Genomic DNA, 24,119 nt, shown 5'->3' on the forward strand with positions numbered 1-24,119 from the left:
ATCCGGCCGTTAGGCGACCGTCCAGCCGCCGTCCACGATCAGATTATGTCCGGTGATCATGCCCGCTTGATCCGAAGCCAAGAACAGCACGGCTTCCGCAATGTCCGAAGGCACGGCAAGCTTGCGCAGCGGAATTTTCGGCAGGCTCATTCGGCGGAATCTCGGATCTTCCACGTGTTCGCGATTCGCTTCTGTAGCGACGAAAGTCGGCGACACGGCATTCACCCGGATTCCGTACTTGGCCCATTCCAGCGCCAATGCCTTGGTCAAATGAACAAGTCCCGCTTTGCTGGCGCAGTACGGCGCACGATTCTCGTTAGCGACCACGCCGTGTTGGGAAGCCAGCATGACGATCGAACCGCTTCGGCGTTTGACCATTCCTTTGGCGATCTGCTGAGTGAGGAAAAAAGTGCCCTTCAAGTTGATATCCATAATCTGATCCCACTGCTTCGGCGTGACTTCAAGCGCCGGTACCAGCATATTCACTCCGGCATTGTTCACCAGGTAATCAATGTCCAATCCGTCCGTTTTCAGTTTATTCGCACATTCGGTTATGGATTGGTCGCTGCGAATATCAAGCATGATTCCTTCGATTTCTTTTCCGTAGGTCTGCCGCAGTTCGCCAGCAACGTCATTCAGGCGTCCCATCTCGCCGGGAACTTCCGTGATGACGAGCGAGGCTCCTTCTCTGGCAAAACTTTCGGCTATCTTGGCGCCGATCCCTCTGCCGGCTCCCGTCACGAGTACCCGCTTGCCGTTCAACCTTCCAACGCTCCGAACCGGCAAGTCGCCTTCTTGTTCTTGCGAATCCTCGAGCCCTATTTCAGCCGTATTCCGCTTCATCCTTTCCCCTCCTGACTATTCATGGTTCCGAGCCGGAATCAGACCGGCTCGCGCAGCGTCTTCCAGAACTTCATGGCATGCGCGGCCAGCATGGCGAGCAGAACCAAAGCGACTGCGTACGACGCGATGCCGATATAAGGTTGCAACCGATCGATCAACTGATAGATGCCCCATCCCCAGAACAACGGAGTGAAAGCGGCGGCCGCGATGCCGTACAGCAACAGCACTCCCGTTTCGAAAGGACGTGCCGGCTTGCGATTAGTCTCTTTACCGGGAAGCAGCCAGCCGAAGATGTAACGAAACGCTTTCTGTCTGAGGTTGACGATCCCGAGCGAGTGGGACAGCATCCAATATCCGTCCAATTTGACCAGCGGAATCAAATTCAGCAGGCTCATGCCCAAGTTGGCGACCGAGTAATAGAACAGCAGAGGCACTTCGATTCCCGCGTGCAGCAACCCGTAGAATGCGGCCGCGGATATTGCCGTCATCATCCATTGGCTGTAGATTCCGGCAAACAGAACGGCCAGTTTATGACGCTTCTTTTTGAACAGGTACGTCGAGCTGACGTCGCAGAACATGGCCGGACCGAAGTAAAACAGCATCACTCCGGTCTCCGGAACGCTTCCGCCGTATTTCTTGCAGACCGCCGCATGGGACATTTCGTGAAAAGCGGTCGTCGCGACCATCATCAGATAAAGGATCAATGCTTCTTTGACGCCAAGTCCCGAAAGGGACAACCGGTTAATCAACCCGGGATCGGACATCATCATGTACAGCGCGCCCAGCATCAGCAGCGTATAAGCGCCGATCGCGACCGGGTGCAGCAGGACGCGGATCAAGCCGAGTCTTCGCTCCAGCCAGGCATCCGGATTGATGCGCAGAAGCTTGATCAGCGTCATGTCTTTTTTCTTGCCCGAAACTTCTGCGGCTTCCGCTTGAAGAAAGCCCCATTCTTCGAATTTGGCGGCCAGGTAACGTCTTTCGGGAGCGGTCAATTCTCCGGCATACAGACGTTCTCGCTCGCTTTCCTGCGGCTGGCTCAGCATGAGTTTTAAAAACTCCGCTTCCCGACGTCCGACTTTGATGTATTTGTTCAATGATTTATGTTTAATCGTAAAAGAATTATTTTCAGATTCATGAAATTCGATAAAATCCGCTGTTTGACTCAATGTTCATCACCTTCGCTCTTTGGAATAGATGCGCGATTCGCATTCCTTTGCCGATGCTGCATTTTCGGGGAAACGGTTGAAAAAGAACGGGGCTTTCCGCCGTACGGCTGCCGCTGATGCGGCGGAATAAGCCCCCTATGTCCTGCACGATCCTGCGTTAATGAAAGCCGAATGTATTTGCGGTTAAGTGAAAGCGACCAATCCTGCTCCGACGGCTACGACGCCTACTCCGGCAATAACGCCTTCCACGAAGTCTCTCGAACTTCCCGGCGCTTCGACGTTCTCCAACAGTTCCAGATCCAGTGCGCATGTTTCGTTCATTTTAAAATTCCTCCTCGTTGGTTGTTTTTCAAATTTGGGTTACGAGTATTTCCGACCTTGCATCTTGCGTTTGTCAAAAATACTCTTTACGTAAAAGCGATCAGACCGCCGCCCACGATGACGCCCACGACTACTCCGCCGGCGAACGCTCCGCTCACGGGCGCCGCGATCTCTTCCAGTTCTTCCAATTGCACGCTCAACACGTTTTCCATCGTTTATCGCTCCTTTCGGCTTCGGTTTTTTAAGTCAGGGCTACGATTACGCCGCCGACGACGATTCCCGTGCCGAAAGCGGTCCCGATTTCTTGCCAGCCCGGCGCATCCATAGCTTCCAGTTCTTCGACGATCAGATTCTTGTTTTGTTCCATGTTCAATCGCTCCTTTTGGGTTTGGTTTTTTATTGGTTTTTTATTCGACGACTTAAGTAAAAGCGACCAGGCCTGCTCCGACGGCTACGACGCCTACTCCCGCAATGACGCCTTCCACGAAATCTCTCGAACTTCCCGGGGCCTCGACGTTTTCCAACAGTTCCAAATCCAGTGCGCATGTTTCGTTCATTTTAAAATTCCTCCTCGTTTAAATGGTTTTGTTTTGCGAAAAGCATTCTTACGTAAAAGCGATCAAGCCGCCGCCCACGATTACGCCTACGATCACGCCGCCCACGAACGCTCCGTCTCCCGGCGCCGCTACCTCTTCCAGTTCTTCCAGTTGTACATTCAGCATATTTTCCATGATTAATCGCTCCTTTGATTGAATTTGGTTTTTGAGTATTGCGAGTGTTAGTTGAAAAGAAACGCGAAATCTTTAAGTCAGGGCGACGATTACGCCGCCGACGACGATGCCCGCACCGAAAGCGGTCCCAATTTCCTGCCAACCCGGCGCATCCATAGCTTCCAGTTCTTCGACGATCAGATTCTTGTTTTGTTCCATTTTTAATCGCTCCTTTTAGGTTTGTTTTTTTAAAAGAAAGTTTACGTAAAAGCGATCAGGCCGCCGCCTACGATCACGCCTACAATCACGCCGCCCACGAACGCTCCGTCTCCCGGCGCCGCTACTTCTTCAAGTTCTTCCATCTGTACGTTCAACAAATTTTCCATCGTTAATCTCTCCTTTGGGTTTTAAGTTAAGGCAACCAATCCTGCTCCGACGCCCACAATGCCTACTCCGGCGATGACGCCCGTCACGAAATCCCGTGCGCTTCCCGGCGCTTCCACGTTCTCCAACAGTTCCAGATCGAGTGCTTGTTGTTCGTTCATTTTCATATTCCTCCTCAGGGTTTATCGAGCATATGCCTTACTTTGAACTTAGGTAAGAGCGACGAGAATTCCGCCTGCCACGCTTCCCAGACCCGGGAAAGGGATTCCGGAAGGGAACGGCATCAGGGTTTCGGGAGCCGAATAGATAGGGGCCACCACATTTTCCAACAGCTCGATGTCCAACGCTTGCAGTTTTTTCATTTTCCTATTCCTCCTCGAATATTAGGTCAGGGAGATCAATCCGCCGACAATTACGCCTATGATCGGTCCGCCTATGTACATGCCGCCTGCCGGCGCCGTTACGGCTTCCAACTCTTCGGCTTTTACGCTCCAAGCTTTTTCCATGTTCCTCACCTCCTTCACGAAATAAACTCTTTCAAGACTCTTGGATATCCGGAAATGGATTAGAACAACACGGCCTCGTTAAGCGGCTCGTCGCCGGGATATTCGCCGCCGAAAAGCGTCGTTTCTTTCAAAGGATCGAACGAATAGTCACGCTGCATGCTTCTCACCTGCCTCCCAGCGTTTTCTTGATGATACCGACGATCTTCGATACTTCCTGAGCGGAGACGACGAACGGAGGATAGAGATGGAATCCCGTCGTGACGCCCGGCGTATAGAACGGATACACGATCAATCCCCGCTGCTTCAGCCGGCCGACCAAGGCGGAAAGACGCTCGGCCTCCATGCAAACGCCGCCCGCCAGATCGTCTTGCAGCGCAACGCCCGTCATCAAGCCTTTGCCGCGCGTTTCCAAAAAGGCCGGGCAATCCGCAAGTTCTTCGTTCAAAAGTTCGCGCAGCAATTCTCCCATCTCGGAAACATGTTCCAGCATGCCCGGTTGATTCAAAGCTTCAATCGTCGCCAATCCGGCTGCACAGGCAATCGGATTGCCATTTTGCGTAGACAAATGCTCGATATGCAGATTGGCGGCCGCGAATTCGCGGTAGATCGCTTCGCTGAACAGGACGGCTCCAAGCGGCAAATACCCGCTGTTAATGCCTTTGGACAAACAAAGGATATCCGGTACGGCGCCGCTGTGTTCGAAAGCGAACATTCGGCCCGTTCTGCCCATTCCCGTCGCGACTTCGTCAAAAGCAAGGAGCGCGCCGTGCAGGTCGCACAGCTCCCGAATTTTTCGCAAAAACGCATCCGGCAGAGGAATCGTTCCGCCCGAGCCGATAATCGGCTCAACAATCATTCCGGCAATCCGGTCTCCTTCACGTTCAAACAACTCTTCAATCGCGCGCAGTTCTTCGTCTTCGCTGCCTCGCCCCAAGCTGCTGAGCGGCGTATCGTGGAACAGGAATCCCGGTACCTTCGGACCGTAACCCTGCGAAATCTCCCTGTCGATCCCGCTTGCGCTCATCGCTCCGTAATACGTGCCGTGGTAGGAAATGCTTAGCGCCACGATATTTTGCTTTTGCTCCAGCCCGCGCAGGCTCTGGTATTTGCGCATCAGCTTGATCGCCAACTCGGCCGATTCCGAACCGGTGCAGGTGTAGATCGCCCGGGATAGGCGCTCCGGCGTCAGGGCCAACAGCTCTTGCGCGAATTTGACCGTGGTCGGATTGGTCTGATCGACCAGGTTCACGAACGGAATTCGGTCGAGTTGTTCGAGGATCGCCTGCCGAATGCCGGGGTGTCCGTACCCGAGCGATACATTCCATAGACCGCTGATTCCGTCGATATAAGGCTTTCCGTTCTCGTCGCGAACATAGATGCCCGATCCTTCAAGCAGAGAAGTGAACGATTCGCCCAACTGAACGTTTTTTAGCGGGTGGATCAGCGGATAGACCGCCTTTTGCGCATTTTGCAACGTAGACATAGCCGATTCTCCTTTTATTTTATGCTTTAAGAAGCTCTGCGCGAAGCGGGCAAGATGCCCATTTCGTCCAGCTTGAGACCCACCTGGCGCGCTGCCGTTTCGGCTTGCGCTTCGTCGGCTTTGAACACTTCGGAAATCGCGCGTCTGAGCGATATTTCGGACAACCCTTTGATCCCCGCTTCCAGCACCAAGGCCATCAGCGGACTCAGTTTCAGCAGTTTCCCTCCGTTCGCCTGGTAAAGCAGCGGTTGATCGCCGACGAACAGAACAAACAGATGGTCCGGTACCCATGCGTCGCCTTCGCTCGGATAGGAAGCGGGCAGTACATGCGTGCAGGTTCGCAGCGACACGCCGATTTCGCGGATATCGACATCGCGGAATGCCGCCGTATATTGACGCAGTCCTTTGAGCAATTGCGCGACCTGCATATAGCGGTGCAGCAGTACATGGCGCTTGCGAAGATCGCAGTATTGGTTTCGGGTCATGTATTCCGGCAAAAAGGTGCATTTGGAGCAGGTGTCGCGGATTTCGCAGCCGTCGCAGCCGCGCAGCAGTTGTTCGCGCGTGGAGATTGCCGCCGCTTCGCGCTGCAGCGCGTCATAAGAATCTCCGATTCGGCCGATGGCGGAGCACCCTCCGCAGCCGGAAACTTTGCCGTCGGCTTCCGTGTACAGGCGCGGAAGCTGCTTGATCGGGCATTGTCCGGCAGCCGACCATCGACAACTGTCCGCGACATACCCTTGCACCTGATAGCCTCGGAGGAATCGGCCTTCGCGCTCGAAAGCTTCTACGTCTTCCATGAAAGCATCCAGGTCGGCGGGTTGGACAAGCTGCAAAATCTCCAAACCTTGTCCGTTCGCAGTCTCCTTATCGGCCGGCTCAGAAGCTTCCCGATAATTCGTCAGTCCGATCTCGACCGGAGATCCGAAATCAAATTCGCTCATCTCCAAACGCATCATTCGGTCATCGGCACTGAGAATTTCCGCATGAACGTGAGGGACGTACTGCCGCTGCCGCTCTAGTTCATGATCGATAGGCCCGTACCATTCCCGAGACTGCTTGACGACTCCCTCCATATCGATATATTTTTCTTCCTTTTCCGATTTGCAAACTGAGTTTTTATTTAGAATGAAGGCGCTGTTGACTCCCATCAACTGATCCGGCTCCAACCCTGCAAGACCTGCCGCATGCTCCTCGGACACTCCGACGTGCTTCACTCCGCTTCCGAGTGCTTGCGGCGGATATTGACCCGTTTTGAAGGCCAGATAACCGTTCAGCAAAGCCGGATCGCTGCCGCCCGTCGAAGCCGATAACAGGTCTGCCATTTCGGCATGGAGCTCCGTTCGTCCCGGACCTTTCACGCGAACGTTCAAGTCTCCCTGCCCGATCAAACCGGCAGTCAACCAATCCCGGAGCGCAGACGCCGTTTCCTGTTCGGGCGAGACCGTTTTTTCGTCCAGTGTTATTCTAAGCTTTGCACCGGCCTTGCCTTTTTTCCAATCGGCCAGTCGATTTCTCACCTCGGACGAACGGAGAGAGCCGGAATCCGTTACCACGAGTTCAAGCGTCGCAAGGCTCAGGGCTTCCAACCGTTCAGGCTCGATCCAACCCAACTGCTCGGGACTCAAAGCAATCTCGAATCCCGCCCCGGTTGCATGCTGCTCCAAAACGCCAAGCCCTTGAAGAAGTCGTTGCGGCGACGGCTCAAGCTCAAAGCCTTCCACGACCATTGGCGAGTAGGCTCCGCAGTTCGCTTCTTGCTGAAGCTCTTGGGCGAATCGGCTTGCGGAATGCCGTCGCAGTCCGTTGCTTTGCGAAGTTTCGCCTTGAAGATCGGCCCAACGAACCGTACATCCCGAACCTTTGGCCGCATCCGGCGAACTTAAACGATCCAGCAGGCACATGTCTGGTTCGATTCCGGCTTGCGGATCCGAAAAGGCTTCTTGGTGCGTGTCTTCGAAATCAACTTCGCCTGCAAGCTTTAAGCCCGGTTCGCTTCGCCAGCTTTCTTTGTCCGATTCGGACAATCTCCATAGCCGGCTTTCGGGCTCGGCCAGAACAAAAGCATCCGCGCCCGCATCCGCCGGGTCCGTATCCCGAAGCGTTCCGACCCACTCTCCGAACCAGACGATTCGGATATCGGGGTCCAATCGTTTCAGCGTTCTGCATAACCCCCGGCAAAGCGAGTAGGTCTGCGGTTCGACTTCGAAGGCGACAACGGCGCTTCCGAACGATTCGATCTCTTCGGCGCAATCCTGAAGCGTTCCCAAGCTTGCTTCGATGTACTGCGCGGCGTTGCCGCCCCGGCTTTTGAAATGCGCTCTTATGTATCTGCAGTTCAGGCTGTCACCGGCTGTGTACAGTCTGGACGACTGGGCTTTAAAATGAATAAGCGTAATGCCTTCTCCGTAAGTGAATCCGTACAATTGCTTCGCCTCCTTAACCATCGGCTGTGATTCGTCCTCACCTGAGCGCTGCGGCTTGCTCGGCGGCGTTCCGTTTCGGTGCGGCGTGTCTGTGTTCCTTTTGCTTGATTTCATCATAAACCAGTTTCAAAAGGATTTCACCGAAAAGAATGTAAGGTTTTCCCACAAATGCTTTGCGCTGTATTCAGCCTATATTTGCGGTTTTTGCGCGGCTCCGCAAGTTGCGCGTCGCGTGCGGAATCGCGGTCAGAGCGAAGAGGCGAACCTCAACTCGATGCGGGGATGCGGATAGAAGTTCAAAGCAAAAAGACGACCGTAGATGCGGTCGTCTTCAAACTGTCGTTAAGTCTGACTCATGCTTGCGCCATTCGGCGCTCTTCCTGCGCAATCAACGCCCCGTAAGAAGCCAGATCGCTGCCCATGGCACGAACCGACTGCACATACTCGCGGGCGGAATTTTCAGTTCCTTCTATAAAAGCGCGGGCTTTGAGCAGCAGCGGCGACGGCTTGGCCGAGCGGCCGCCGATCTCTTCATATAATTGCTCGGCTTCTTCCCGCAGACCGTCCTCGCATAAACGCACGACCTCTTCCGCCAGTACCATGACCAGCGTATCGCGTCTCGGTTTGGAGAGTTTGGCGGGAATCGCCGCAGACCAGGCGGCCTTTGTTTCTTCGATCAACCGCCTAACGGCAGGTTGGCGCGCGGTCTCTCCGTCCATCAGCTTGACGTAATAGACCAGGAACAGGTCATGAGCCTCTCGTCCTTTTGCAGGCGCGGAGGCGGCCGCAAGCTCCTGCAAATAGAGCTTGCTCGCCGCATTTAAAAACTTCAGCTTCTGCTCGTCCATTCGCCGATCTTGAACCAGCATCGTCCACCCGCTGACCAATGCGTAGTTGCGACGGCCGAGCAGGATCGCGTTAACCCCGTCGCTGCACAAGGTGGCAAGTCCGATCCCGACAGATAGCAGCGCGTAAATGCCGACGATGCTCCACGGGCTTGCGGCAAATCCGTAAGCGATCAGGCCCGTAATCAGGCTGAATGCGGGTCCGGCCGCATTGACGATCCGCTGCGCCCGGATAGCCCGGGCAAAAGAAGCTTCGTCGCGATAAGCTTGCATATCCGTCTGCATGGCGCCGAAGAAATAACGATTGCGGAACGTGAATCGGATACGCCGTTCGGGGAATAGGCAGATCAAAGGTCCCCAATATAACCGGGTCACGCGGCTGCGGACCGCAATCGCGCCAAGGATATGCCCGAGCTCATGAATCAGAATCGCGATCAGCGCGATCGCGGCGGCGCCGAGGATCACCGCTGCCGGATTCCAGCCGCCGAAGGCCTGCCGGGTCGCGGATTCCAAGACAATCCTTTCTTGAATCCCGTCCCGGCTTAGCCGAACGGCGACGGTGGCCACAAACGCGCCGGCGCAAGCTCCGATCAACAACGGAAACACTTTTCTGAACATAAGCCGCACTCCTTTCCTTCACCTTTATTACCCCTGCTGCATCGTTGCTCTTCGTTAAACCGCGTCTTTGGCTTGGCCTTTGGATGGCACGATCTTGGCACGGGCAGCTTTGTTTCCTGCGGAGCCGAGCATTTTCAGCATCATGCCCACGGAAGGTTTCTGTCCGTAGAGCAGCACGCCGTTACGGTAAACTTTGCCCGACAGCCAACCGACCAACAGCGTCGATACGGCCAAGATCACGATCGGAAGCACGATTTCCGGCAGCGCCGGTTCGCCTGCGCCTACTCGGGTTAGCAGAACCATCGGCGTCAAGAACGGAATGTAGGAAGAAACGACAGCCAATGTTCCGTTGGGATTCGCCAAGATCATCAAGGCGACGATAAAGCACGCCATCAGCAGCATCGACACCGGCATCATCGCTTGATTCAACTCTTCGCTCCGGCTGACCATCGAACCCGCCGCCGCAAACAACGTCGCATAGAAGAAATAGCCGAGGATGAACAATGCAGCCGCAACAACCAGAGTTTGGCCGCCCAGAATCGATAGATCGATAGACAAGTTGCCGATCGACAGCGCTTCTCCCGTTCCGCCGAAGCTCATCAGCAGCACGCCGAAGCCCGCGATAATGGCAAACTGGAGAATTCCCGCTACGCCGACGCCGAACACCTTGCCTGCCAGCAGTTGACCGGGGCTGACTTTCGTAATGAGAATCTCTTGAATGCGCGAGCCTTTTTCGACCGAGACCGAAGTGGCGACGTTGCCCGCGAACAGATAGATCATGAAGAACATCAGGGTAAGCAGCGCATAGACCGGCATGTAAGTCTGGGTGAACGACTTGCCTCCGGCGTTCAACTCGTTCAGTTCCAAGGAAGGCCGGGCCGTAACCGAAGCCGCCTGCTCTGAAGACAAGCCGAGCGCTTCGACGCGTTCCTCCACGTTCAACCGTTCCACGTAAGCCGATAGATTCGGCGCGAACGGAACATCTTCCTGACGGTTCACCGACAACGTGATTTGCGGAGCCGCCGACGCTTCGGCCGCAGGCGCAATCGCGACGATCGCGGACAGTTCTTCATTTTGCAGCAATTTCGCTTGGTCAGCCTGCTCGCTCTCCGGCACTATTTTCCATTCATATAACGGGGATACGGAAGCTCCCAATCCTTCCGCATCGACCGGCAGCGAGGTGGTATTGACGACCGCAACCGTTCCTTGCGTCGATGTTCCTCCGCCCGTGAGTCTCGGAATAAGCACGATCGCCGCGATCAGCGCGACAAGCAGCACCGTCATCCACAAAAACGATTTGGAACGAACCCGTTCCTTGAACGAATAGCCGAATACGATTCCGAATGATCTCATACCGCTTCCCCTACCTTTTCAATAAAGATTTCATGCAGCGACGGTTCTTTCAGTTCGAACTTGAGCATCGGCACGCCGGCTTGACCGAGTTCGCGCATCAGTTCGTGTGCCTGCGCTTCGTTGTTCACCTTGAGCGTCCATTCCTGCGCGTCCCGGCGAATGTCGGTCAGGCCGCGCGTTTCCAGAAACGGCATTAGATCCGCTTCGCTGCGCAGGATCAGATTGCTGCGTCCGTACGAGCGCTTGATCTCGGACAGGCGTCCGTCGATCTGCACCCGGCCCCTTTTCAAAATGCAAATCTGTTCGCAGAACTGCTCGACCTGCATCATCTGGTGGCTGGAGAAGACCAACGCTTTGCCTTTCGCGATCTGTTCTTTCACCACCGAAGCGAGCATGTCCGCATTGACCGGATCAAGTCCGCTGAACGGCTCGTCCAGAATGACCAACTCGGGATCGTGGATCAGCGCCGAGATAATCTGCACCTTCTGCTGATTGCCCTTCGACAGCTGCTCGACGCGCTTGTGTTCGTGCTCCGCGATGCCGAGACGCTCCAGCCAACTTTTCAAAACGCTTTGCGCCGCGGTTTTCTTCATCCCTTCCAGCCGCGCCAGATAGATCAACTGCTCGCTCACCGTCTCTTTCGGATACAATCCTCGCTCCTCCGGCAGATAACCGACGCTCGGACGATTGCTAAGAAAAGGTTTGCCGTTCCACAGCACCTCGCCGTGTTCATGTTCCAACAATCCCAGCACAGACCGGATCGTCGTCGTTTTCCCCGCTCCGTTCCCGCCCAGCAGCCCGAAAGCTTCGCCGGATCTGACCGTCAGCGATATATCGTCCACGACTTTCACCTCGCCGTATTGTTTGCCCAAATGCCTGATTTCCAATGTCATCCCGTTCTCCCCTTTCGAGTGGTGCGCGTCTGCGCGATGTATAAATTCGAGTGAAACGCATAATCAAATTCAGGTGTATATAGAGTGATTAGTGTGTATGTCTATATGCACACTATATTTGCAGAAGGGTGATTTTGTCAACGGTTTGGATAAAAAAAGAGGATCGGATCAGAAAAATACGTAAGCAAAAAAGTAGAATAAACCGCGCGGTTGCAGCATTTTCAAGGGTAACAAAATAGTTCGGAATTTTTGGGGGTCCAGGGTTCGAGCTGTGTATAGGTGTGCTTACGAGTGTGTATAGAGGTGTGCTCATTGAGCTTAAAAAAGACAAACAGCAAAAAAGCGTGCCGCAGCAGGCACGCTTCGGAATGGTACTTTTCAGAAACTCATGGAGACCCTATCGATCCCATCCTGTCCCCTGCATCCCCGTGTACATAAATTTGAACCAAATTACCGAGTTAAGGATAAATGGCGATCACGGTTCCGTCGGGGCTGCCGTGGATGCTCCAGCTCATATTCATTTCGCGGATCATGAGGTCTACGATGGACAGGCCGATGCCGGCTCCGGCAGAAGGACTGCGCCGAGTCTCCGGCTTTACGGAGTCGGATTCCCCGGACGCATCAGGCGCGGCGGAGAGATTGCCGAGCGAAGGAAGACCCGGGCCTTTGTCGCGGATCAGCAGCGGACGAACTCCGCGGTCGTCGGCTTCGCCGAGCGACAGGCCGATGTATCGTCCTTCTTTCGCATGGCGGACGGCGTTTTGGAACAGATTGTCGAGGATGCGGACGAACCATTCGCGGTCGACGTTCCAGAGCAGCGCTTCGTCGGGCAGGTCGGCGTCGACTTCCATGCCTTCTTTTTCGAATACCGGATACCATTGCGCGGCGGCGGTTCGAACGATGCGCAGAATGTCGGTTTCCTCCAAGCGCATCGGATAACGTCCTGCGGCGATCAACGTGTAGGACAGCAGATTATCGATCAGTCCGCCGAGGTCGTCCAGTTTGCGCGACATCAGCCGCAGCGATTCTTGGCCGCGTTCGCCCAAAGGTTCGCTTTCCAGCGAATAGGCGTGGCTGCGAATAACCGTCAGCGGCGTTCGAAGATCATGCGACAGATTGGCGATCAGCTTTTTGCGCAGTTCTTCCTCTTCCCGCTCGCGTTCGCGGCTGTCGCGCAGTTTATGCACCATGGCGTTGAACGTGTCTTCCAACGCCGCCACTTCGTCTCGATGCTTGCCCGGGCCCACCGGTAAAGGAAGACCGGCTTCGTCGTAGGCGGTCATGGCCTCCTGCAAACGAATCAGCCGTTTGCGAATCCGGTAGAAGAACGCCCAGGACATGAAGGCGAACAATACGAACAACAGCAGGAACAAGGATACCGCTACGATTTGCGGGAATCTGTCGTTTTGGTCAGGCACGTTCGTATCCATATGCTCGCGCAAGATCTCGGCAACCAAGAAGCCCTGCCGGGCATCCCGCATCCGGTCTTCTCCTTCTCCGATAAACGCGACGACGGAAAAACTGCGGGAATTGTAGGCGGTTGCTCGCTTCATATACTCGGCCGTCCAGCCGGGCGTCCATACGTCAGGAATTCCCGATTGCTGCGGATCTTCCAGGATCGTGCGGCCTTCGGCATCGACGGCGGCGACCGAGATCAACGGATTTTTGATACGAAAAGCCTCGAGCGACTCCACGATTTCTTCCGCCGAAGCCCCATCCAGCTTAGCCGCCAGTTGATGCCAGCCCTCCTCCAGGGCCGACAACGAAACATATTGCTGATCGGGTTCGATTTCCTGACGACCCGGCTGCCAAACGAAATAGGTGTAGCCGAGGTAAATCACCATCACGAAGATCAAAATCATCGGCAGCAGAAAAATGGCAAAACCGATCAGCATCAGATAACGGGCCATTAACGAATGACGAAATTTTTCAGTCGATCCTTTGCGCCGCTTCATCCCCGCACCCGATATCCGATCCCCCGAATGGTTTCCACGATCTCCGGATTGCCGGGATCGCGTTCGATTTTTTCCCGCAAGTACCGAATATGCACCATCAAGGTCTTGTCTCCGTCGATGTAAGGTTCTCCCCATACCGCTTCATAGATCTGTTCTTTCGTCAGGATTTGTCCCAGATGGCGCAGGAAATACATGAAAATATGAAATTGTTTGCCCGTCAACGGAATCTCTTCGCCGCTTTGCGCGTCTTCGATCCGATTCTCGTGTTCATGCACCAATAAATGCCCGATACGCCGGGCTTCCGGCTCGGCCGGACCGCTTCGCCGCAGCATGACTTCGATCCGCGCCGCCAATTCGTCCGGGTGAAAAGGCTTGGTCAAATAATCGTCGGCAAATCGCAGCGCTTCGAGCTTATCATCAATAGCGGTTCGAGCCGATAACATCATTACGGGCAGTGTCGGATGGTCGCGCTTCAGGCGCTGACCGACCGTAAAACCGTCCAGTCCCGGCAGCATGATATCCAATACCGCCGCATCGCATGCTCCGGCCGCGTCGGACGCGCCGTCGCCGCTTTCCAGCCAGACCACGCCGTATCCGCGCTCTTCAAGGTTACGCACGACCCATTCGCCGATCTGACGCTCGTCTTCGATGTAGAGTACCGTTTTTTTCGTCACAGATAGTATCCTCCCGTTTTCGGCGCTTCGGTAAAAAAGCTTGATTCGCCTTTGCGCCGCCTTGCGTCCATGATACCAGCATTTATTCTTTCAGGCACATTGAAAGCGCTCTTTTAAATCTTCTGTTTCGCTGAAAATCCCGTTTCTTGCAGCTGTGCACCCGGGTAATAACAAGTACTGTTTTCGCTTATTTTCCGACATCCATTCTCCATTACGTCCACTTCGCTGCTTGAATATAATCTTCCATCCCATGATCCGAGGAGGAACCCCGTCATGACGCCGATCACTATCACGCTGCTGCTCGCAGCTGCCGCACTGGCCGGTTCGACCGCCGCCTGGCTCATTGTCCGTTCGAAGCTTATGCGCAAAAAAACAAGCAACATCGTCGATCTGGCTGCCGCCCGCCGCCGCAAAATGCGGGAAGCTTCGCTGAATCCGATCCGGACCGACGTGCCCAAGCGAAAATCCGGCTCGGTTTCCGGCGCGGAAATTCGCGGGTTCACTCCGAAAAACGGCGATGCGCGTCTGCAAGCCTGCATCCGCTGCCAGAAGAAAAGCGACACGGTAGGCTTCTACGTCGATGAATACGGCAAGTTGGTCGGCGTGTGCAACGAATGCCGCAAATCGGCCAAAAACCGGGATCTGATGCCTCTATAGCAGCCGAATCAAAAGACGTCTTTCAGGCTCGTCCCCCTGCCGTGCGCGGTTGGGGAACGGGTTTTTTTCTCGTCCCTGCTTTTTTGCGGACTCCGCTTTGTTTCTCGTTTCCCTTTTCACGGGTATACCATCTTGTCGGTGCATGCGCGCCATTTCATCATTCCACTATTCCAACAACTCAAGGGGGACTTATCTCATGCTGCTCGAAGCGATCGAACACCGGCCGAAAATGAACTGGGCCTACACGGTAGACAAAGAGACGATTCACCTGCGAATCCGCACGAAAAAAAGCGACGTGGAGCGGATCTTCGTGATCGGCGGAGACAAATACGCGTGGGACCGGACGAAACAAGAGATCCCGATGCGCGTATTCGCGTCCGACGAGCTGTTCGACTATTGGGAATGCGAAGCCAAGCCTCCCTACCGCCGCCTGAAATACGGATTCAAGCTGGAAAGCGGCAGCGAGACGGTATGGATGAACGAGGACGGCTTCCACCATACCGAACGCACGTCGTCCGACGATTTCTACGAAATCGCCTATATCAATCCCGAAGACATCATCAAGACGCCGGAGTGGGCCAAAAACGCCGTGTTTTATCAGATCTTCCCGGAACGTTTCGCCAACGGCGATCCGTCGCGCGATCCCGAGAACGTGCAGCCGTGGGGCGGCAAGCCCGAAGTGGACAGCTTCTTCGGCGGCGACCTGGAAGGCGTGCGGCAGCATCTGGACTATATCGCGGATCTGGGCATCAACGCGATCTACTTCACCCCGATCTTCGAAGCGCCGAGCAACCATAAGTACGATACGCAGGATTATTTGAAGCTCGACCCGCATTTCGGCGATATCGACACGCTCAAGCAGCTGATCGAAGAATGCCACGGCCGAGGAATTCGGGTTCTGCTGGATGCGGTATTCAACCATTCGGGCAAAACGTTCAAGCCGTTCGTCGACGTGAAAGAAAACGGCGCGGATTCGGCGTATGCCGACTGGTTCCACGTCCGCGAGTTTCCGATCGAGGTTAAGGACGGCATCCCGAGCTACGAGACCTTCAGCTTCGAGCCGAACATGCCGAAATTCAACACGGGACATCCCGAGGTCAAAAAATACCTGCTCGAAGCCGCGCGTTACTGGATCGGCGAAGTCGGCTTCGACGGCTGGCGGCTGGACGTGGCGGACGAGGTGGATCACCGCTTCTGGCGCGAGTTCCAGACGGTAGTCAAAGAAGCCAACCCGGAAGCCTACATCGTCGGCGAACTTTGGCACGAGGCCACGCCGTGGCTTCAGGGCGACCAATTCGACTCCGCGATGAATTATCCGTTCACTTACGCGGTTCGCGACTTCGTCGCGCTCGGCAAAACGGATGCGCAAAAATTCGCCTATTCGCTGTCCAAGCAGTTGGCCCGCTATCCGCTGCCGGTCAGCCAAGCCGCGTTCAACCTGCTGGACAGCCACGATACGGAGCGGATGCTGACCGTTGCCGGCGGCGACAAAAATAAGCTGAAGCTGGCCGTCGCCATCCAGATGACGTATCCCGGCACGCCGTGCGTGTATTACGGCGACGAGATCGGCATCGACGGCGGAGCCGATCCGGACTGCCGCAAGTGCATGGAGTGGGACGAATCGAAGCAGGACCGCGAGCTGCACGAATTTTATAAAACGGCGATCGGCCTGCGGCACGAATATGCCGCGCTGCGTACGGGACGCTTCGACGTTCTGCACGCGGAAGAAGGCGGACACGCGCTGGCTTACCGCCGCGAAGACGAAGAGGCTGTGCTGATCGTCGCGCTGAACGCGTCGGACAAAGCGCAGACGATCGAGATCGACGCGGACGGCGGCAGCGGCACGAAGACGGCCAAAGTCTGGAGCGTGCTAACAGCGGGCGGCGTCAAACCTTCGCTCAACGCGGAAGACCGTCTCGACGCGAAAAAAGGACGCTTGACCGTCGAGCTGCCGGCTTACGGGTATGCGGTGTTGAAGGCGGAGTAGCGCGAAGTCAAAGGTAAGGCGGAACAAAATTGAACGCATAAAAAGCCCGGGTCCAACGGAGTTTTCCGTTTGCCCGGGCTTTTCGCGTTCAATTTCGGTTTTGCGGGTAATCCAAAATGACAATCCCGATAAAAACCCGAATCTGCCGCCGAAAAGGAGAATCCGATATGTCCCTGTCTTCCAGCGTAGTGAAACGTCTGGCCGCCCGTCGCAACGAAGATCCCGATCTGCTGGAGCGCACCTCGTTTCCGGCCGAATTCCGCATTTCTTGGGGAGGTTACGCGCTCGCCGTTCTGGGAATCGCGATGGGCATTTCTTTTATCGCTGCCGGTTTTTATCTGTACTCCGAGGATAGCAGCAATCTCTACGCGCTGTGGCTCCCGGTCGTGATCGGCTCCCTGTTCGCCCTTCTCGGCGCTTACCTGATTTACGCCGGGCGGCAATTCCGCTTCATCGTCGAACCGGATCGGATTCGTTTTCGGGAACACGCGAAATGGACCGAATTTTCCGCAGCCCATATGACGGTCGAAGAACGCAACGGTTTTCTTGTGCTGCATTATCCCGGAGGAAAGCATACGGTCAACACGATGGTCCGGGATTATCCGCTGCTCGCTTCCCTTCTACTGCGTCTTGCCCATCAAACCGGGCAGGACGGAGACCTTTCGTACGACGAAGCCCGGAGAGAATCGAAGGCGCGCGACGAAAAGCGGAACCGGAAAGGACTTGTCGTCGTTTTTGCCGTCCTGCTTCCGCTGCTTGTCGTTTACTATGCCTTCGTTCAATAGGACGAAGCGAACGTCTTTTGACCGGCTTCACTTCAACTCGAACAACTGAAACCGCCGATCGCTTTCCATTTGTTCCAGCAAAGGGGCTGCCCCGGTCAGATCCCGAATCACCCGGTCCCAGAATTTCTGCGCCGGGATGTTATTCGCGAGCTGGTGCAGCCCCCACCGGCCCGGCTTCGTACTGAAAACGAGCCTGGCCGCGCGCATTCCGATCCCGGAGCGGCGGTATTTGCGCATAATGAAAAACTGCGACAAATACGCCGCTTCGTTTTCCCAAAATTCGTGCACCATCGCGAATCCGGCAATCTGCCCGTCCGCCAAGATGAGGTATGCACAGTTGCCGCCCCACTTTTTCCAATACAATTCGAACTCCGGGAAATACGGATATTCGCCGTCCGAACGCACGTCCATCCCCGTAAACTCGCTAAAATCATACAGGTACAGCTGCCATAACTGTTCAAACAGCTTCCTGTCCGTACTGCGCGCTTTCCGAATCTCTACGTTGCCGATATCCATTGCAGGTCCCCTAATCTATGTAGTCTATGCATTGCGCGCGTTACCTTAACTCAATCCAATACTTGCAGGAAGCAGTTGCCGACTGTTCCGGTTTGCCGCCGCAGCCTTCAATAATGCTTCGCGAAGCGGCGTTTTCTGCGTTGCAGGTCAGCAGCACTCGGTCCAATCCGCCTTTTTCGGCTTCGAGCAGCAGTTCCTTCAGCATCTGACGTCCGTAACCTTTGCCCCTCGCGGAAGGTCGGATCACGTAACCGATATGTCCTCCATGCTCCCGCAACGCGTCGGTTAGCGAAAATCGCAGCTTCCCGTATCCTACTGGATGCTCCCCGTCATATAGCCAATAAATCCGCTGGCGCACATACCCCGGCGGCAGATGATCTCCGATCGCAATCCGGGCATTTTCCGCAAGCTTGGCTTGGTAATCCTCTTCCGTATCCGTGTAAAGACCGTTTACAAAGCCATTTTCCCCCGGACCGATCTCTTGGATCATGACTCGGATTTCCGGCGTTTCTTCCGCTTGCAGCGGCCTGAGCCGAATCGAATGTTCGCGCATGAATCTGCCCCCTTTGCTTATCTGCCTTCGTATCGTGTATCCTCTAATTTACCAAATGCCTTTCCAAAAATCTATTCATTACAAGAACGATACTCCGCCTCAAGACGGTTGCCCGGATAGTCTCGGCGGACTATGATAAGAAAAACAACAAGGCAGGGTCAAGCGCCCATTTCCTCCAAGGAGTGAACAACCATGATGCACAGCGGCGAGCAAGAACCCTCGATCCGCCTGATTGAAGATACGCTGCTGCCCGACGTTCAACTGGAGAGCATCGATCCGTTCAACCCGGTTGTCGTGCATCTTACGCCGACAGATTGGACGCTGCTGGGTGCCGGCAATTACGCCGCAGTCTTCGAGCATCCGTCGCTTCCCGGCAAAGTCGTCAAAGTCTATGCGCCCGGACGGCCCGGTTGGCGGGAAGAATGCGACGTCTATGAACGACTCGGCACGCATCCTGCTTATTCGACGCTGTACGCGGCGAACGTGCTAGACAATAAATATTATCTGGTCCTGAAAAAGCTCGAAGGCAAAACGCTCTACAACTGTCTTCGCGACGGTACGTACATTCCTTCAAAAGCCGTGCGGGATATCGACAGCGCGCTCGACTACGCCCGCTCCCGCGGACTGAATCCGAAAGACGTCCACGGCAAAAACGTCATGCTCAAAGACGGACGCGGCCTCGTGGTGGACATCTCCGACTTCCTGCAAGCCGGACCGTGCGTGATGTGGAAAGACTTCAAGAAAGCTTACTTTAAGCTCTACAAGCCCTTGATGCCGAAAAAACATACCTTCCCCATGCCCGACTGGTCGATGAACGCGATTCGCTACGTTTACCGCCGCCTGCGCAAAAAAGCCCGCCTCGACGGCCGGCATCCGCAGGGAAAGAGATATAAGGTGAAGGCTCGGAAGTCGAGTTAAAGGACGACTCGGGGAGAGCGGAAGGAATCGGATCGAAGGCGCAGGAAGTCAAACGAAGTCGGAGACAGGCAGACGGGATAAACATCAAAGTCGCGGAAAAGCGTCATAACCTCAGAAAAGCCTAATAGTAGCAGAAGGTCGTCGAGCAGGAAGAACAGGCGAAGGCAGGCAGCAAAGCAAACGAGCTACATTGCCTTTTTGGCTGTGTAGAAGGGTTCGATTGGCGCTTTGGAAAAGCTATGTTGATCTTTTGGCAACGTAGAGCATACTTATAGCTTGGATTCGCTGCATTGAAGGTCTCCACGTTGTCGAAAAGTCAACGAAGCTCGAAAATCAGCAAATTTCCGTCTTCTACGTTGTTTGAACGACAATGTAGATGTCTGTCCGATCGAAAAAACGATCGAAGTGCGCTACCCGATATGTCTCCGGCGTAAATTCCGGACACGCGCAAAAAAGGCCGACTCCACCGCGAGTCGGCCTTCCCTTTTTTACAAGACTTTTTCCAAAAAGCTAATCGTCCGCTCGTGTTTCGGACTGCCGAACACTTCCTCCGGCGTGCCTTCTTCCACGATGTAGCCGCCGTCCATGAAAATAACGCGGTTGCCGACTTCGCGGGCGAAGCCCATTTCGTGCGTAACGATGATCATCGTCATGCCTTCGCGGGCCAAGTCCTGCATAACGCCGAGTACTTCGCCGACCATCTCCGGGTCGAGCGCCGAGGTCGGTTCGTCGAACAACATCACGTCGGGGTTCATCGCAAGCGCGCGGGCGATCGCCACGCGCTGTTTCTGACCGCCGGACAGCGATGCAGGGAAAGCGTTGGCTTTATCGGAAAGACCGACGCGCTCCAGCAAGCTCATTGCCGTTTTTTCGGCTTCGGCTTTCGTTTGCTTTTTCAACTCGACCGGCGCGAACGTAATGTTCTGAAGCACCGTCTTGTGCGGGAACAGATTGAAATGTTGGAATACCATGCCGATATTTTCGCGAATTTTGTTGATATCCGATTTTTTGTCGCTCAGGTCGTGGTCGTCCACGACGACTTTGCCTGCCGTGATTTCTTCCAACAGGTTCAAGCAGCGCAAGAAGGTGCTTTTGCCGGAGCCGGAAGGTCCGATGACGCATACGACTTCGCCTTCTTGGACCTCCATATCGATGCCTTTAAGCACTTCGTTGCTGCCGTAGCTTTTTTTCAAGCCTGTGACTTTAACTTTACCCACGGCTTACTCTCCTTTCGAGACGATCCGCAATCTTTGTGAGAATCGTAATGACGATCAGGTACATGATGCCGATCGTCAACCAAACTTCGAACGATTGGAAAGTTCGCGCCACGACCAGTTTACCGGACTGCGTCAGTTCGACCAAACCGATAATGGACATGATCGACGTATCTTTCAACGTAATGACCATTTGGTTGATAAACGAAGGTACCATGACTTTGATTGCCTGCGGCAGGATGATTTTGCGCATCGCCGTTCCGTAAGGAACGCCCAACGAGCGGGCAGCTTCCATCTGCCCTTTGTCGATCGATTGAATGCCGCCGCGAATGATTTCCGTTACATAAGCGCCCGCATTCAGGGACAAGGCAAGGATAGCCGCTGTCCAGATCGGCATCGTGAAGTTCAACGCCTGCGGAATCGCAAAGTAGATGAAGAAGGCCAGAATCAGCAACGGAATACCGCGGAAAATATCAACAAATACAGTAGCGATACCGCGCAGAACTTTGTTGTGGCTTACCTTCATCGAACCGAAGATCAGACCGAGAATAAAAGCGAAGAACAATGAAATGAGCGTGTAGTATATCGTATAGCCAAGCCCTTTGAGGAAAGCCGGCATGGAAGTCCAGATCAGTTCGAATCCGCTCATTTTCGCCGTGGCCGCGATTTCGATCTCTCCGCCTTCCGAAGCGAACGAATCGCCCAGGTAACTCGCTACGATTTCTTTATACTTGCCGTTTTCTTTAATGTTTGCCAAGCCTGCATTGAACATTTCCAGCAGCTCGGCATTTTGGCCTTTGTTCACGGCGAATCCGTAAGAGCCGCCCGGTTCTTTCGGCAAAGGCATCTTCATGCCGTTACCCTGCGCGATTCCGAAAGCGACAACCGGATAATCCTCGAAGTAAGCGACCGAACCGCCCGCTTTGACTTCTTCGATCAACTGCGGGGAATCGTCGAACGTAATAACGGTAAACCCGTACTGATCCTTAATGGAATCTGCGAAGGCCGCGCCTTCCGTGCCGGTTTTGACCGCTACGCGATGCCCGCGCAAATCTTCGTAAGACAAAATTGCGCTGTTGTTCGCATCCACGCCCATGATCGGTCCCGAGTCGAAATACGGCTCGGAAAAGTCGAACGTCTGCTTGCGTTCGTCGGTAATGCTCATGCCGGCGATTACGCCGTCTACGTTACCGGATTGAAGCGCTTGAACCGCCGCGTTGAACCCTAAAGGCTGAAGACGATACTCAAACCCTTGATCCTCGGCGATCGCTTTGAGCAAATCCAGGTCGATCCCGACATACTCTCCGCTTGCATCCTGGTACTCGAACGGCGGGAACGTCGTGTCCGTCGCGATCGTGTACGTTTTCTTCGCTTCGGCGGCTTGTGCCGATGGCACCAAACTTCCCGCGAACGAGAAGAAGAAAATCAATAGAACCAAAAACCCCGTAATCTTTTTCTGTGTACGCATATTTTCCTCCAGTCGCTTTGCGCGGCTTTTGAATTTTCTCTCCATTTTACATGACCTGTGAACTATTGACTACGCTTATCCATTAAAAATTTTAATAAACCGCATAAAATTCCTTAATGGACCTATCGCACGGTGTAACGTTACATGTCGTGTAACTTGGATACGAAAACGGCTTCGGCTCGGGTTACTTTTGCACGTTTGCGGCATCGATTTTGAAAGAAAAACACCTCCGAACCACGATCTTTTTTTATTGTTCTTCGATTGTTAAAACCCTTCGGCTTTCAACATTGAACGATTTCTCTGAAAAAGTTGAACGATTTCGTTTTCGCCTATTCTCTTCCTATTGGAAATTTAAAGCGTTATCCGCCTCAAGAAACTTAAATTTTCATTTTAAATTGACCATAATTTAGTTTTTTAAAATTTTTATCTCGTTTTGGCTCATCAGGCATTGAAAATTAGAAACCTTGTTACTATAATATACCTATGTGCTTTTGATAACGAAAAAAAATCCGACTTTCAGAAAGGAAGTTTTTTATAATGACAAACGCTAAATTCGCCAAGCTGTTCGACAAGGTTCAATTAAACGACGGCATCACCCTGCAAAACCGTATCGTACTCGCGCCGATGACTCACTCTTCGTCCAACGAAGACCTGAGCGTATCGGATGCCGAGCTGAGCTATTACGAGCGTCGCACGGGCAAACTGGGACTCGCGATCACGGCAGTCGCACACGTAATGCCGGGCGGCATCGGTTTCCAAAACCAATTCGCGGCATTCGGCGAAGAGAATCTCCCGGGCTTGACCAAGCTTGCGACATCGCTCAAAAAAGGCGGCGCCAAAGCCGTTCTGCAAATCTTCCACGCCGGCATTCAAGGCCCTCGCGCACTTGTGCCGAACGGCGACGTTGTCGGACCGAGCGCAATCGAATTGCAAGACGGTTCGCAATCGCGCGAACTGAGCCACGACGAGATCGAATCGATCATCCTCGATTTCGGCCGCGCAACCGAACTTGCGATTCGCGCGGGATTCGACGGCGTCGAAATCCACGGGGCCAACGGCTACCTGATCCAACAATTCTTCTCCGGTTGGTCCAACCGCCGCGAAGACAAATGGGGCGGCAGCGTTGAGCAGCGCCTGACGTTCCCTCTGGCCGTCGTGGACGAAGTGCAGCGCGCCGCTTCCGAGCATGCCAAAACGCCTTTCATCGTCGGATACCGCTTCTCGCCGGAAGAGCCGCAAGAAGAAGGCCTGACTATGGATCATACCTTCACGCTCCTGAAAGCACTGGCTGCCAAAAACCTCAGCTACCTGCACGTATCGCTGATGGAGTACAACTCCAAACCGCGCCGCGGCGGCGATCTGGAGCGTACGCGCCTGGAACAAATCGTCGAAGTATCCGGCAATGTTCCGGTGATCGGCGTCGGCGGCGTTCATACGCCGGAGCAAGCCGTTGAAGCCATCGAACTTGGCGCAGCCATGGTTGCTCTGGGCCGCGAACTGATCGTTGAACCGGATTGGGTCGAAAAAGTCGAGCAAGGACAAGAAGCGGACATCGCCGTGACCTTGACGACGGCCGATCAAAACCGTCTCGTGATCCCGGATCAACTGTGGGGCATGATCGTAGGTCTTCCGGGCTGGTTCCCGGTCGTCGAACCTGCGGCCGAGTAAGGCTTGCTTCAACTCTCCCGTGAGAAAAACGAGCAGCAGTCGGACGGACGCGTTCCGTCGTGGGAAGCTGCTCCCCTTTTTCACGGATTGATATAGATGAATAAGAACCCCGTATTCGCCGATCGGCGGGTGCGGGGTTCTTTTTTTCGGACGTGACGAGCGGCAGATGTCGG

At 54.5% G+C, this 24,119-nt stretch carries 28 protein-coding genes; 5 read left to right on the forward strand and 23 right to left on the reverse strand.

The window, feature by feature from the left end; genetic code table 11:
* Positions 1-9: 9 nt before the first annotated feature.
* The 19 genes from SACSAC_RS07775 to SACSAC_RS07815 form a co-directional block, all read right to left on the reverse strand.
* Positions 10-843 carry an SDR family NAD(P)-dependent oxidoreductase gene (locus tag SACSAC_RS07775; RefSeq protein ID WP_051506957.1) on the reverse strand — a complete coding sequence of 278 codons (834 nt, stop codon included), beginning with the start codon at positions 841-843 and terminating at the stop codon, positions 10-12.
* Between the two features lie 38 nt (positions 844-881).
* Positions 882-2,012 carry a daptide biosynthesis intramembrane metalloprotease gene (gene mpaP, locus SACSAC_RS07780; protein WP_037285111.1) on the reverse strand — a complete coding sequence of 377 codons (1,131 nt, stop codon included), beginning with the start codon at positions 2,010-2,012 and terminating at the stop codon, positions 882-884.
* A gap of 183 nt (positions 2,013-2,195) precedes the next feature.
* The gene (locus SACSAC_RS28190) at positions 2,196-2,333 is read right to left on the reverse strand and encodes a daptide-type RiPP (RefSeq protein ID WP_169833756.1); all 138 of its coding nucleotides are present in this window, start codon (positions 2,331-2,333) and stop codon (positions 2,196-2,198) included.
* 86 nt (positions 2,334-2,419) lie between these two features.
* Entirely contained in the window at positions 2,420-2,545 is a 126-nt protein-coding gene (locus SACSAC_RS28575) for a daptide-type RiPP (protein ID WP_281175760.1), read from the reverse strand.
* Between the two features lie 29 nt (positions 2,546-2,574).
* Positions 2,575-2,700 (reverse strand): daptide-type RiPP, encoded by a 126-nt coding sequence (locus SACSAC_RS28580; protein WP_268239471.1) that lies wholly within the window; start codon positions 2,698-2,700, stop codon positions 2,575-2,577.
* Between the two features lie 52 nt (positions 2,701-2,752).
* Complete coding sequence (locus SACSAC_RS28195; RefSeq protein ID WP_169833756.1) at positions 2,753-2,890, reverse strand: daptide-type RiPP; 138 nt, start codon at positions 2,888-2,890, stop codon at positions 2,753-2,755.
* Positions 2,891-2,938: 48 nt separating this feature from the next.
* Positions 2,939-3,064 (reverse strand): daptide-type RiPP, encoded by a 126-nt coding sequence (locus SACSAC_RS28585; RefSeq protein WP_268239472.1) that lies wholly within the window; start codon positions 3,062-3,064, stop codon positions 2,939-2,941.
* A gap of 72 nt (positions 3,065-3,136) precedes the next feature.
* Positions 3,137-3,262: a daptide-type RiPP gene (locus SACSAC_RS28590; RefSeq protein ID WP_281175761.1), complete on the reverse strand. Its 126-nt coding sequence runs from the start codon at positions 3,260-3,262 to the stop codon at positions 3,137-3,139.
* Between the two features lie 41 nt (positions 3,263-3,303).
* The gene (locus tag SACSAC_RS28595; protein ID WP_268239473.1) at positions 3,304-3,429 is read right to left on the reverse strand and encodes a daptide-type RiPP; all 126 of its coding nucleotides are present in this window, start codon (positions 3,427-3,429) and stop codon (positions 3,304-3,306) included.
* 21 nt (positions 3,430-3,450) lie between these two features.
* Positions 3,451-3,588 carry a daptide-type RiPP gene (locus SACSAC_RS28200; RefSeq protein ID WP_169833757.1) on the reverse strand — a complete coding sequence of 46 codons (138 nt, stop codon included), beginning with the start codon at positions 3,586-3,588 and terminating at the stop codon, positions 3,451-3,453.
* A 48-nt stretch (positions 3,589-3,636) separates the two neighbouring features.
* Positions 3,637-3,789 (reverse strand): hypothetical protein, encoded by a 153-nt coding sequence (locus SACSAC_RS27930; RefSeq protein WP_156950967.1) that lies wholly within the window; start codon positions 3,787-3,789, stop codon positions 3,637-3,639.
* A 21-nt stretch (positions 3,790-3,810) separates the two neighbouring features.
* Complete coding sequence (locus tag SACSAC_RS28600) at positions 3,811-3,933, reverse strand: hypothetical protein (RefSeq protein ID WP_281175762.1); 123 nt, start codon at positions 3,931-3,933, stop codon at positions 3,811-3,813.
* A gap of 163 nt (positions 3,934-4,096) precedes the next feature.
* Entirely contained in the window at positions 4,097-5,416 is a 1,320-nt protein-coding gene (mpaD, locus tag SACSAC_RS07785; protein WP_051506958.1) for a daptide-type RiPP biosynthesis aminotransferase, read from the reverse strand.
* Positions 5,417-5,442: 26 nt separating this feature from the next.
* Complete coding sequence (locus SACSAC_RS28205; RefSeq protein ID WP_169833758.1) at positions 5,443-7,863, reverse strand: hypothetical protein; 2,421 nt, start codon at positions 7,861-7,863, stop codon at positions 5,443-5,445.
* A gap of 332 nt (positions 7,864-8,195) precedes the next feature.
* Positions 8,196-9,305 carry a site-2 protease family protein gene (locus SACSAC_RS07795; RefSeq protein WP_037285116.1) on the reverse strand — a complete coding sequence of 370 codons (1,110 nt, stop codon included), beginning with the start codon at positions 9,303-9,305 and terminating at the stop codon, positions 8,196-8,198.
* Positions 9,306-9,359: 54 nt separating this feature from the next.
* Positions 9,360-10,658, reverse strand: coding sequence for an ABC transporter permease (locus tag SACSAC_RS26925; protein WP_051506959.1), 1,299 nt, complete (start codon positions 10,656-10,658; stop codon positions 9,360-9,362).
* The gene (locus SACSAC_RS07805) at positions 10,655-11,551 is read right to left on the reverse strand and encodes an ABC transporter ATP-binding protein (RefSeq protein WP_037285117.1); all 897 of its coding nucleotides are present in this window, start codon (positions 11,549-11,551) and stop codon (positions 10,655-10,657) included. Before SACSAC_RS07805 ends, SACSAC_RS26925 begins: the two co-directional genes overlap by 4 nt.
* 458 nt (positions 11,552-12,009) lie before the next feature.
* On the reverse strand, positions 12,010-13,506 hold the full coding sequence (locus SACSAC_RS07810; RefSeq protein WP_037285119.1) for a sensor histidine kinase: 1,497 nt from the start codon (positions 13,504-13,506) through the stop codon (positions 12,010-12,012).
* Positions 13,503-14,180, reverse strand: coding sequence for a response regulator transcription factor (locus tag SACSAC_RS07815; protein ID WP_037285121.1), 678 nt, complete (start codon positions 14,178-14,180; stop codon positions 13,503-13,505). The genes SACSAC_RS07810 and SACSAC_RS07815 overlap by 4 nt, the downstream gene beginning before the upstream one ends.
* Positions 14,181-14,453: 273 nt before the next feature.
* On the opposite strand from SACSAC_RS07815, the gene SACSAC_RS07820 reads away from it, so the two are divergent.
* From SACSAC_RS07820 to SACSAC_RS07830, 3 genes are all read left to right on the forward strand, one after another.
* Positions 14,454-14,837 carry a hypothetical protein gene (locus SACSAC_RS07820; protein ID WP_037285123.1) on the forward strand — a complete coding sequence of 128 codons (384 nt, stop codon included), beginning with the start codon at positions 14,454-14,456 and terminating at the stop codon, positions 14,835-14,837.
* A 196-nt stretch (positions 14,838-15,033) separates the two neighbouring features.
* Positions 15,034-16,824, forward strand: a complete 1,791-nt coding sequence (locus tag SACSAC_RS07825) for an alpha-glycosidase (protein ID WP_037285124.1) — start codon at positions 15,034-15,036, stop codon at positions 16,822-16,824.
* A gap of 167 nt (positions 16,825-16,991) precedes the next feature.
* Positions 16,992-17,609 carry a hypothetical protein gene (locus SACSAC_RS07830; protein ID WP_037285126.1) on the forward strand — a complete coding sequence of 206 codons (618 nt, stop codon included), beginning with the start codon at positions 16,992-16,994 and terminating at the stop codon, positions 17,607-17,609.
* Positions 17,610-17,636: 27 nt separating this feature from the next.
* On the opposite strand, the gene SACSAC_RS07835 is transcribed toward SACSAC_RS07830, so the two are convergent.
* Both SACSAC_RS07835 and SACSAC_RS07840 read right to left on the reverse strand, forming a co-directional pair.
* Entirely contained in the window at positions 17,637-18,125 is a 489-nt protein-coding gene (locus SACSAC_RS07835) for a GNAT family N-acetyltransferase (protein ID WP_051506960.1), read from the reverse strand.
* A gap of 40 nt (positions 18,126-18,165) precedes the next feature.
* Complete coding sequence (locus SACSAC_RS07840) at positions 18,166-18,678, reverse strand: GNAT family N-acetyltransferase (RefSeq protein WP_037285128.1); 513 nt, start codon at positions 18,676-18,678, stop codon at positions 18,166-18,168.
* Between the two features lie 192 nt (positions 18,679-18,870).
* Here SACSAC_RS07840 and SACSAC_RS07845 point away from each other — a divergent pair, with 192 nt between their 5' ends.
* Positions 18,871-19,596 carry a serine/threonine-protein kinase gene (locus SACSAC_RS07845; RefSeq protein WP_037285130.1) on the forward strand — a complete coding sequence of 242 codons (726 nt, stop codon included), beginning with the start codon at positions 18,871-18,873 and terminating at the stop codon, positions 19,594-19,596.
* Positions 19,597-20,084: 488 nt separating this feature from the next.
* Here SACSAC_RS07845 and SACSAC_RS07850 read toward each other — a convergent pair whose 3' ends face one another.
* Together SACSAC_RS07850 and SACSAC_RS07855 are read right to left on the reverse strand one after the other, a co-directional pair.
* Entirely contained in the window at positions 20,085-20,813 is a 729-nt protein-coding gene (locus SACSAC_RS07850) for an amino acid ABC transporter ATP-binding protein (protein ID WP_037285132.1), read from the reverse strand.
* Positions 20,806-22,278: an amino acid ABC transporter substrate-binding protein/permease gene (locus SACSAC_RS07855; RefSeq protein WP_037292363.1), complete on the reverse strand. Its 1,473-nt coding sequence runs from the start codon at positions 22,276-22,278 to the stop codon at positions 20,806-20,808. The genes SACSAC_RS07850 and SACSAC_RS07855 overlap by 8 nt, the downstream gene beginning before the upstream one ends.
* A 537-nt stretch (positions 22,279-22,815) precedes the next feature.
* Between SACSAC_RS07855 and SACSAC_RS07860 the strand changes: the two genes are divergently transcribed.
* The gene (locus SACSAC_RS07860; RefSeq protein WP_037285134.1) at positions 22,816-23,946 is read left to right on the forward strand and encodes an NADH-dependent flavin oxidoreductase; all 1,131 of its coding nucleotides are present in this window, start codon (positions 22,816-22,818) and stop codon (positions 23,944-23,946) included.
* The last annotated feature ends 173 nt before the right edge of the window (positions 23,947-24,119 follow it).

Origin of the sequence: Saccharibacillus sacchari DSM 19268, assembly GCF_000585395.1 — a bacterium.
GTDB classification, from domain to species: Bacteria; Bacillota; Bacilli; order Paenibacillales; family Paenibacillaceae; genus Saccharibacillus; species Saccharibacillus sacchari.

Bases quoted from the DNA above. Each gene is read 5' to 3' on its own strand.
- SACSAC_RS07855 (WP_037292363.1), bottom strand. From the start codon at position 22,278: ATGCGTACACAGAAAAAGATTACGGGGTTTTTGGTTCTATTGATTTTC.
- SACSAC_RS07820 (WP_037285123.1), top strand. From the start codon at position 14,454: ATGACGCCGATCACTATCACGCTGCTGCTCGCAGCTGCCGCACTGGCC.
- mpaD (WP_051506958.1), bottom strand. From the start codon at position 5,416: ATGTCTACGTTGCAAAATGCGCAAAAGGCGGTCTATCCGCTGATCCAC.
- SACSAC_RS07840 (WP_037285128.1), bottom strand. From the start codon at position 18,678: ATGCGCGAACATTCGATTCGGCTCAGGCCGCTGCAAGCGGAAGAAACG.
- SACSAC_RS28580 (WP_268239471.1), bottom strand. From the start codon at position 2,700: ATGGAACAAAACAAGAATCTGATCGTCGAAGAACTGGAAGCTATGGAT.
- SACSAC_RS07805 (WP_037285117.1), bottom strand. From the start codon at position 11,551: ATGACATTGGAAATCAGGCATTTGGGCAAACAATACGGCGAGGTGAAA.
- SACSAC_RS07775 (WP_051506957.1), bottom strand. From the start codon at position 843: ATGAAGCGGAATACGGCTGAAATAGGGCTCGAGGATTCGCAAGAACAA.
- SACSAC_RS28600 (WP_281175762.1), bottom strand. From the start codon at position 3,933: ATGGAAAAAGCTTGGAGCGTAAAAGCCGAAGAGTTGGAAGCCGTAACG.
- SACSAC_RS28575 (WP_281175760.1), bottom strand. From the start codon at position 2,545: ATGGAAAACGTGTTGAGCGTGCAATTGGAAGAACTGGAAGAGATCGCG.
- SACSAC_RS28195 (WP_169833756.1), bottom strand. From the start codon at position 2,890: ATGAACGAAACATGCGCACTGGATTTGGAACTGTTGGAAAACGTCGAG.
- SACSAC_RS07845 (WP_037285130.1), top strand. From the start codon at position 18,871: ATGATGCACAGCGGCGAGCAAGAACCCTCGATCCGCCTGATTGAAGAT.
- SACSAC_RS28595 (WP_268239473.1), bottom strand. From the start codon at position 3,429: ATGGAAAATTTGTTGAACGTACAGATGGAAGAACTTGAAGAAGTAGCG.
- SACSAC_RS07795 (WP_037285116.1), bottom strand. From the start codon at position 9,305: ATGTTCAGAAAAGTGTTTCCGTTGTTGATCGGAGCTTGCGCCGGCGCG.
- SACSAC_RS28200 (WP_169833757.1), bottom strand. From the start codon at position 3,588: ATGAACGAACAACAAGCACTCGATCTGGAACTGTTGGAGAACGTGGAA.
- SACSAC_RS28590 (WP_281175761.1), bottom strand. From the start codon at position 3,262: ATGGAACAAAACAAGAATCTGATCGTCGAAGAACTGGAAGCTATGGAT.
- SACSAC_RS28205 (WP_169833758.1), bottom strand. From the start codon at position 7,863: ATGGTTAAGGAGGCGAAGCAATTGTACGGATTCACTTACGGAGAAGGC.
- SACSAC_RS28585 (WP_268239472.1), bottom strand. From the start codon at position 3,064: ATGGAAAATATGCTGAATGTACAACTGGAAGAACTGGAAGAGGTAGCG.
- SACSAC_RS07810 (WP_037285119.1), bottom strand. From the start codon at position 13,506: ATGAAGCGGCGCAAAGGATCGACTGAAAAATTTCGTCATTCGTTAATG.
- SACSAC_RS27930 (WP_156950967.1), bottom strand. From the start codon at position 3,789: ATGAAAAAACTGCAAGCGTTGGACATCGAGCTGTTGGAAAATGTGGTG.
- SACSAC_RS07860 (WP_037285134.1), top strand. From the start codon at position 22,816: ATGACAAACGCTAAATTCGCCAAGCTGTTCGACAAGGTTCAATTAAAC.
- SACSAC_RS26925 (WP_051506959.1), bottom strand. From the start codon at position 10,658: ATGAGATCATTCGGAATCGTATTCGGCTATTCGTTCAAGGAACGGGTT.
- SACSAC_RS07830 (WP_037285126.1), top strand. From the start codon at position 16,992: ATGTCCCTGTCTTCCAGCGTAGTGAAACGTCTGGCCGCCCGTCGCAAC.
- SACSAC_RS28190 (WP_169833756.1), bottom strand. From the start codon at position 2,333: ATGAACGAAACATGCGCACTGGATCTGGAACTGTTGGAGAACGTCGAA.
- SACSAC_RS07835 (WP_051506960.1), bottom strand. From the start codon at position 18,125: ATGGATATCGGCAACGTAGAGATTCGGAAAGCGCGCAGTACGGACAGG.
- SACSAC_RS07825 (WP_037285124.1), top strand. From the start codon at position 15,034: ATGCTGCTCGAAGCGATCGAACACCGGCCGAAAATGAACTGGGCCTAC.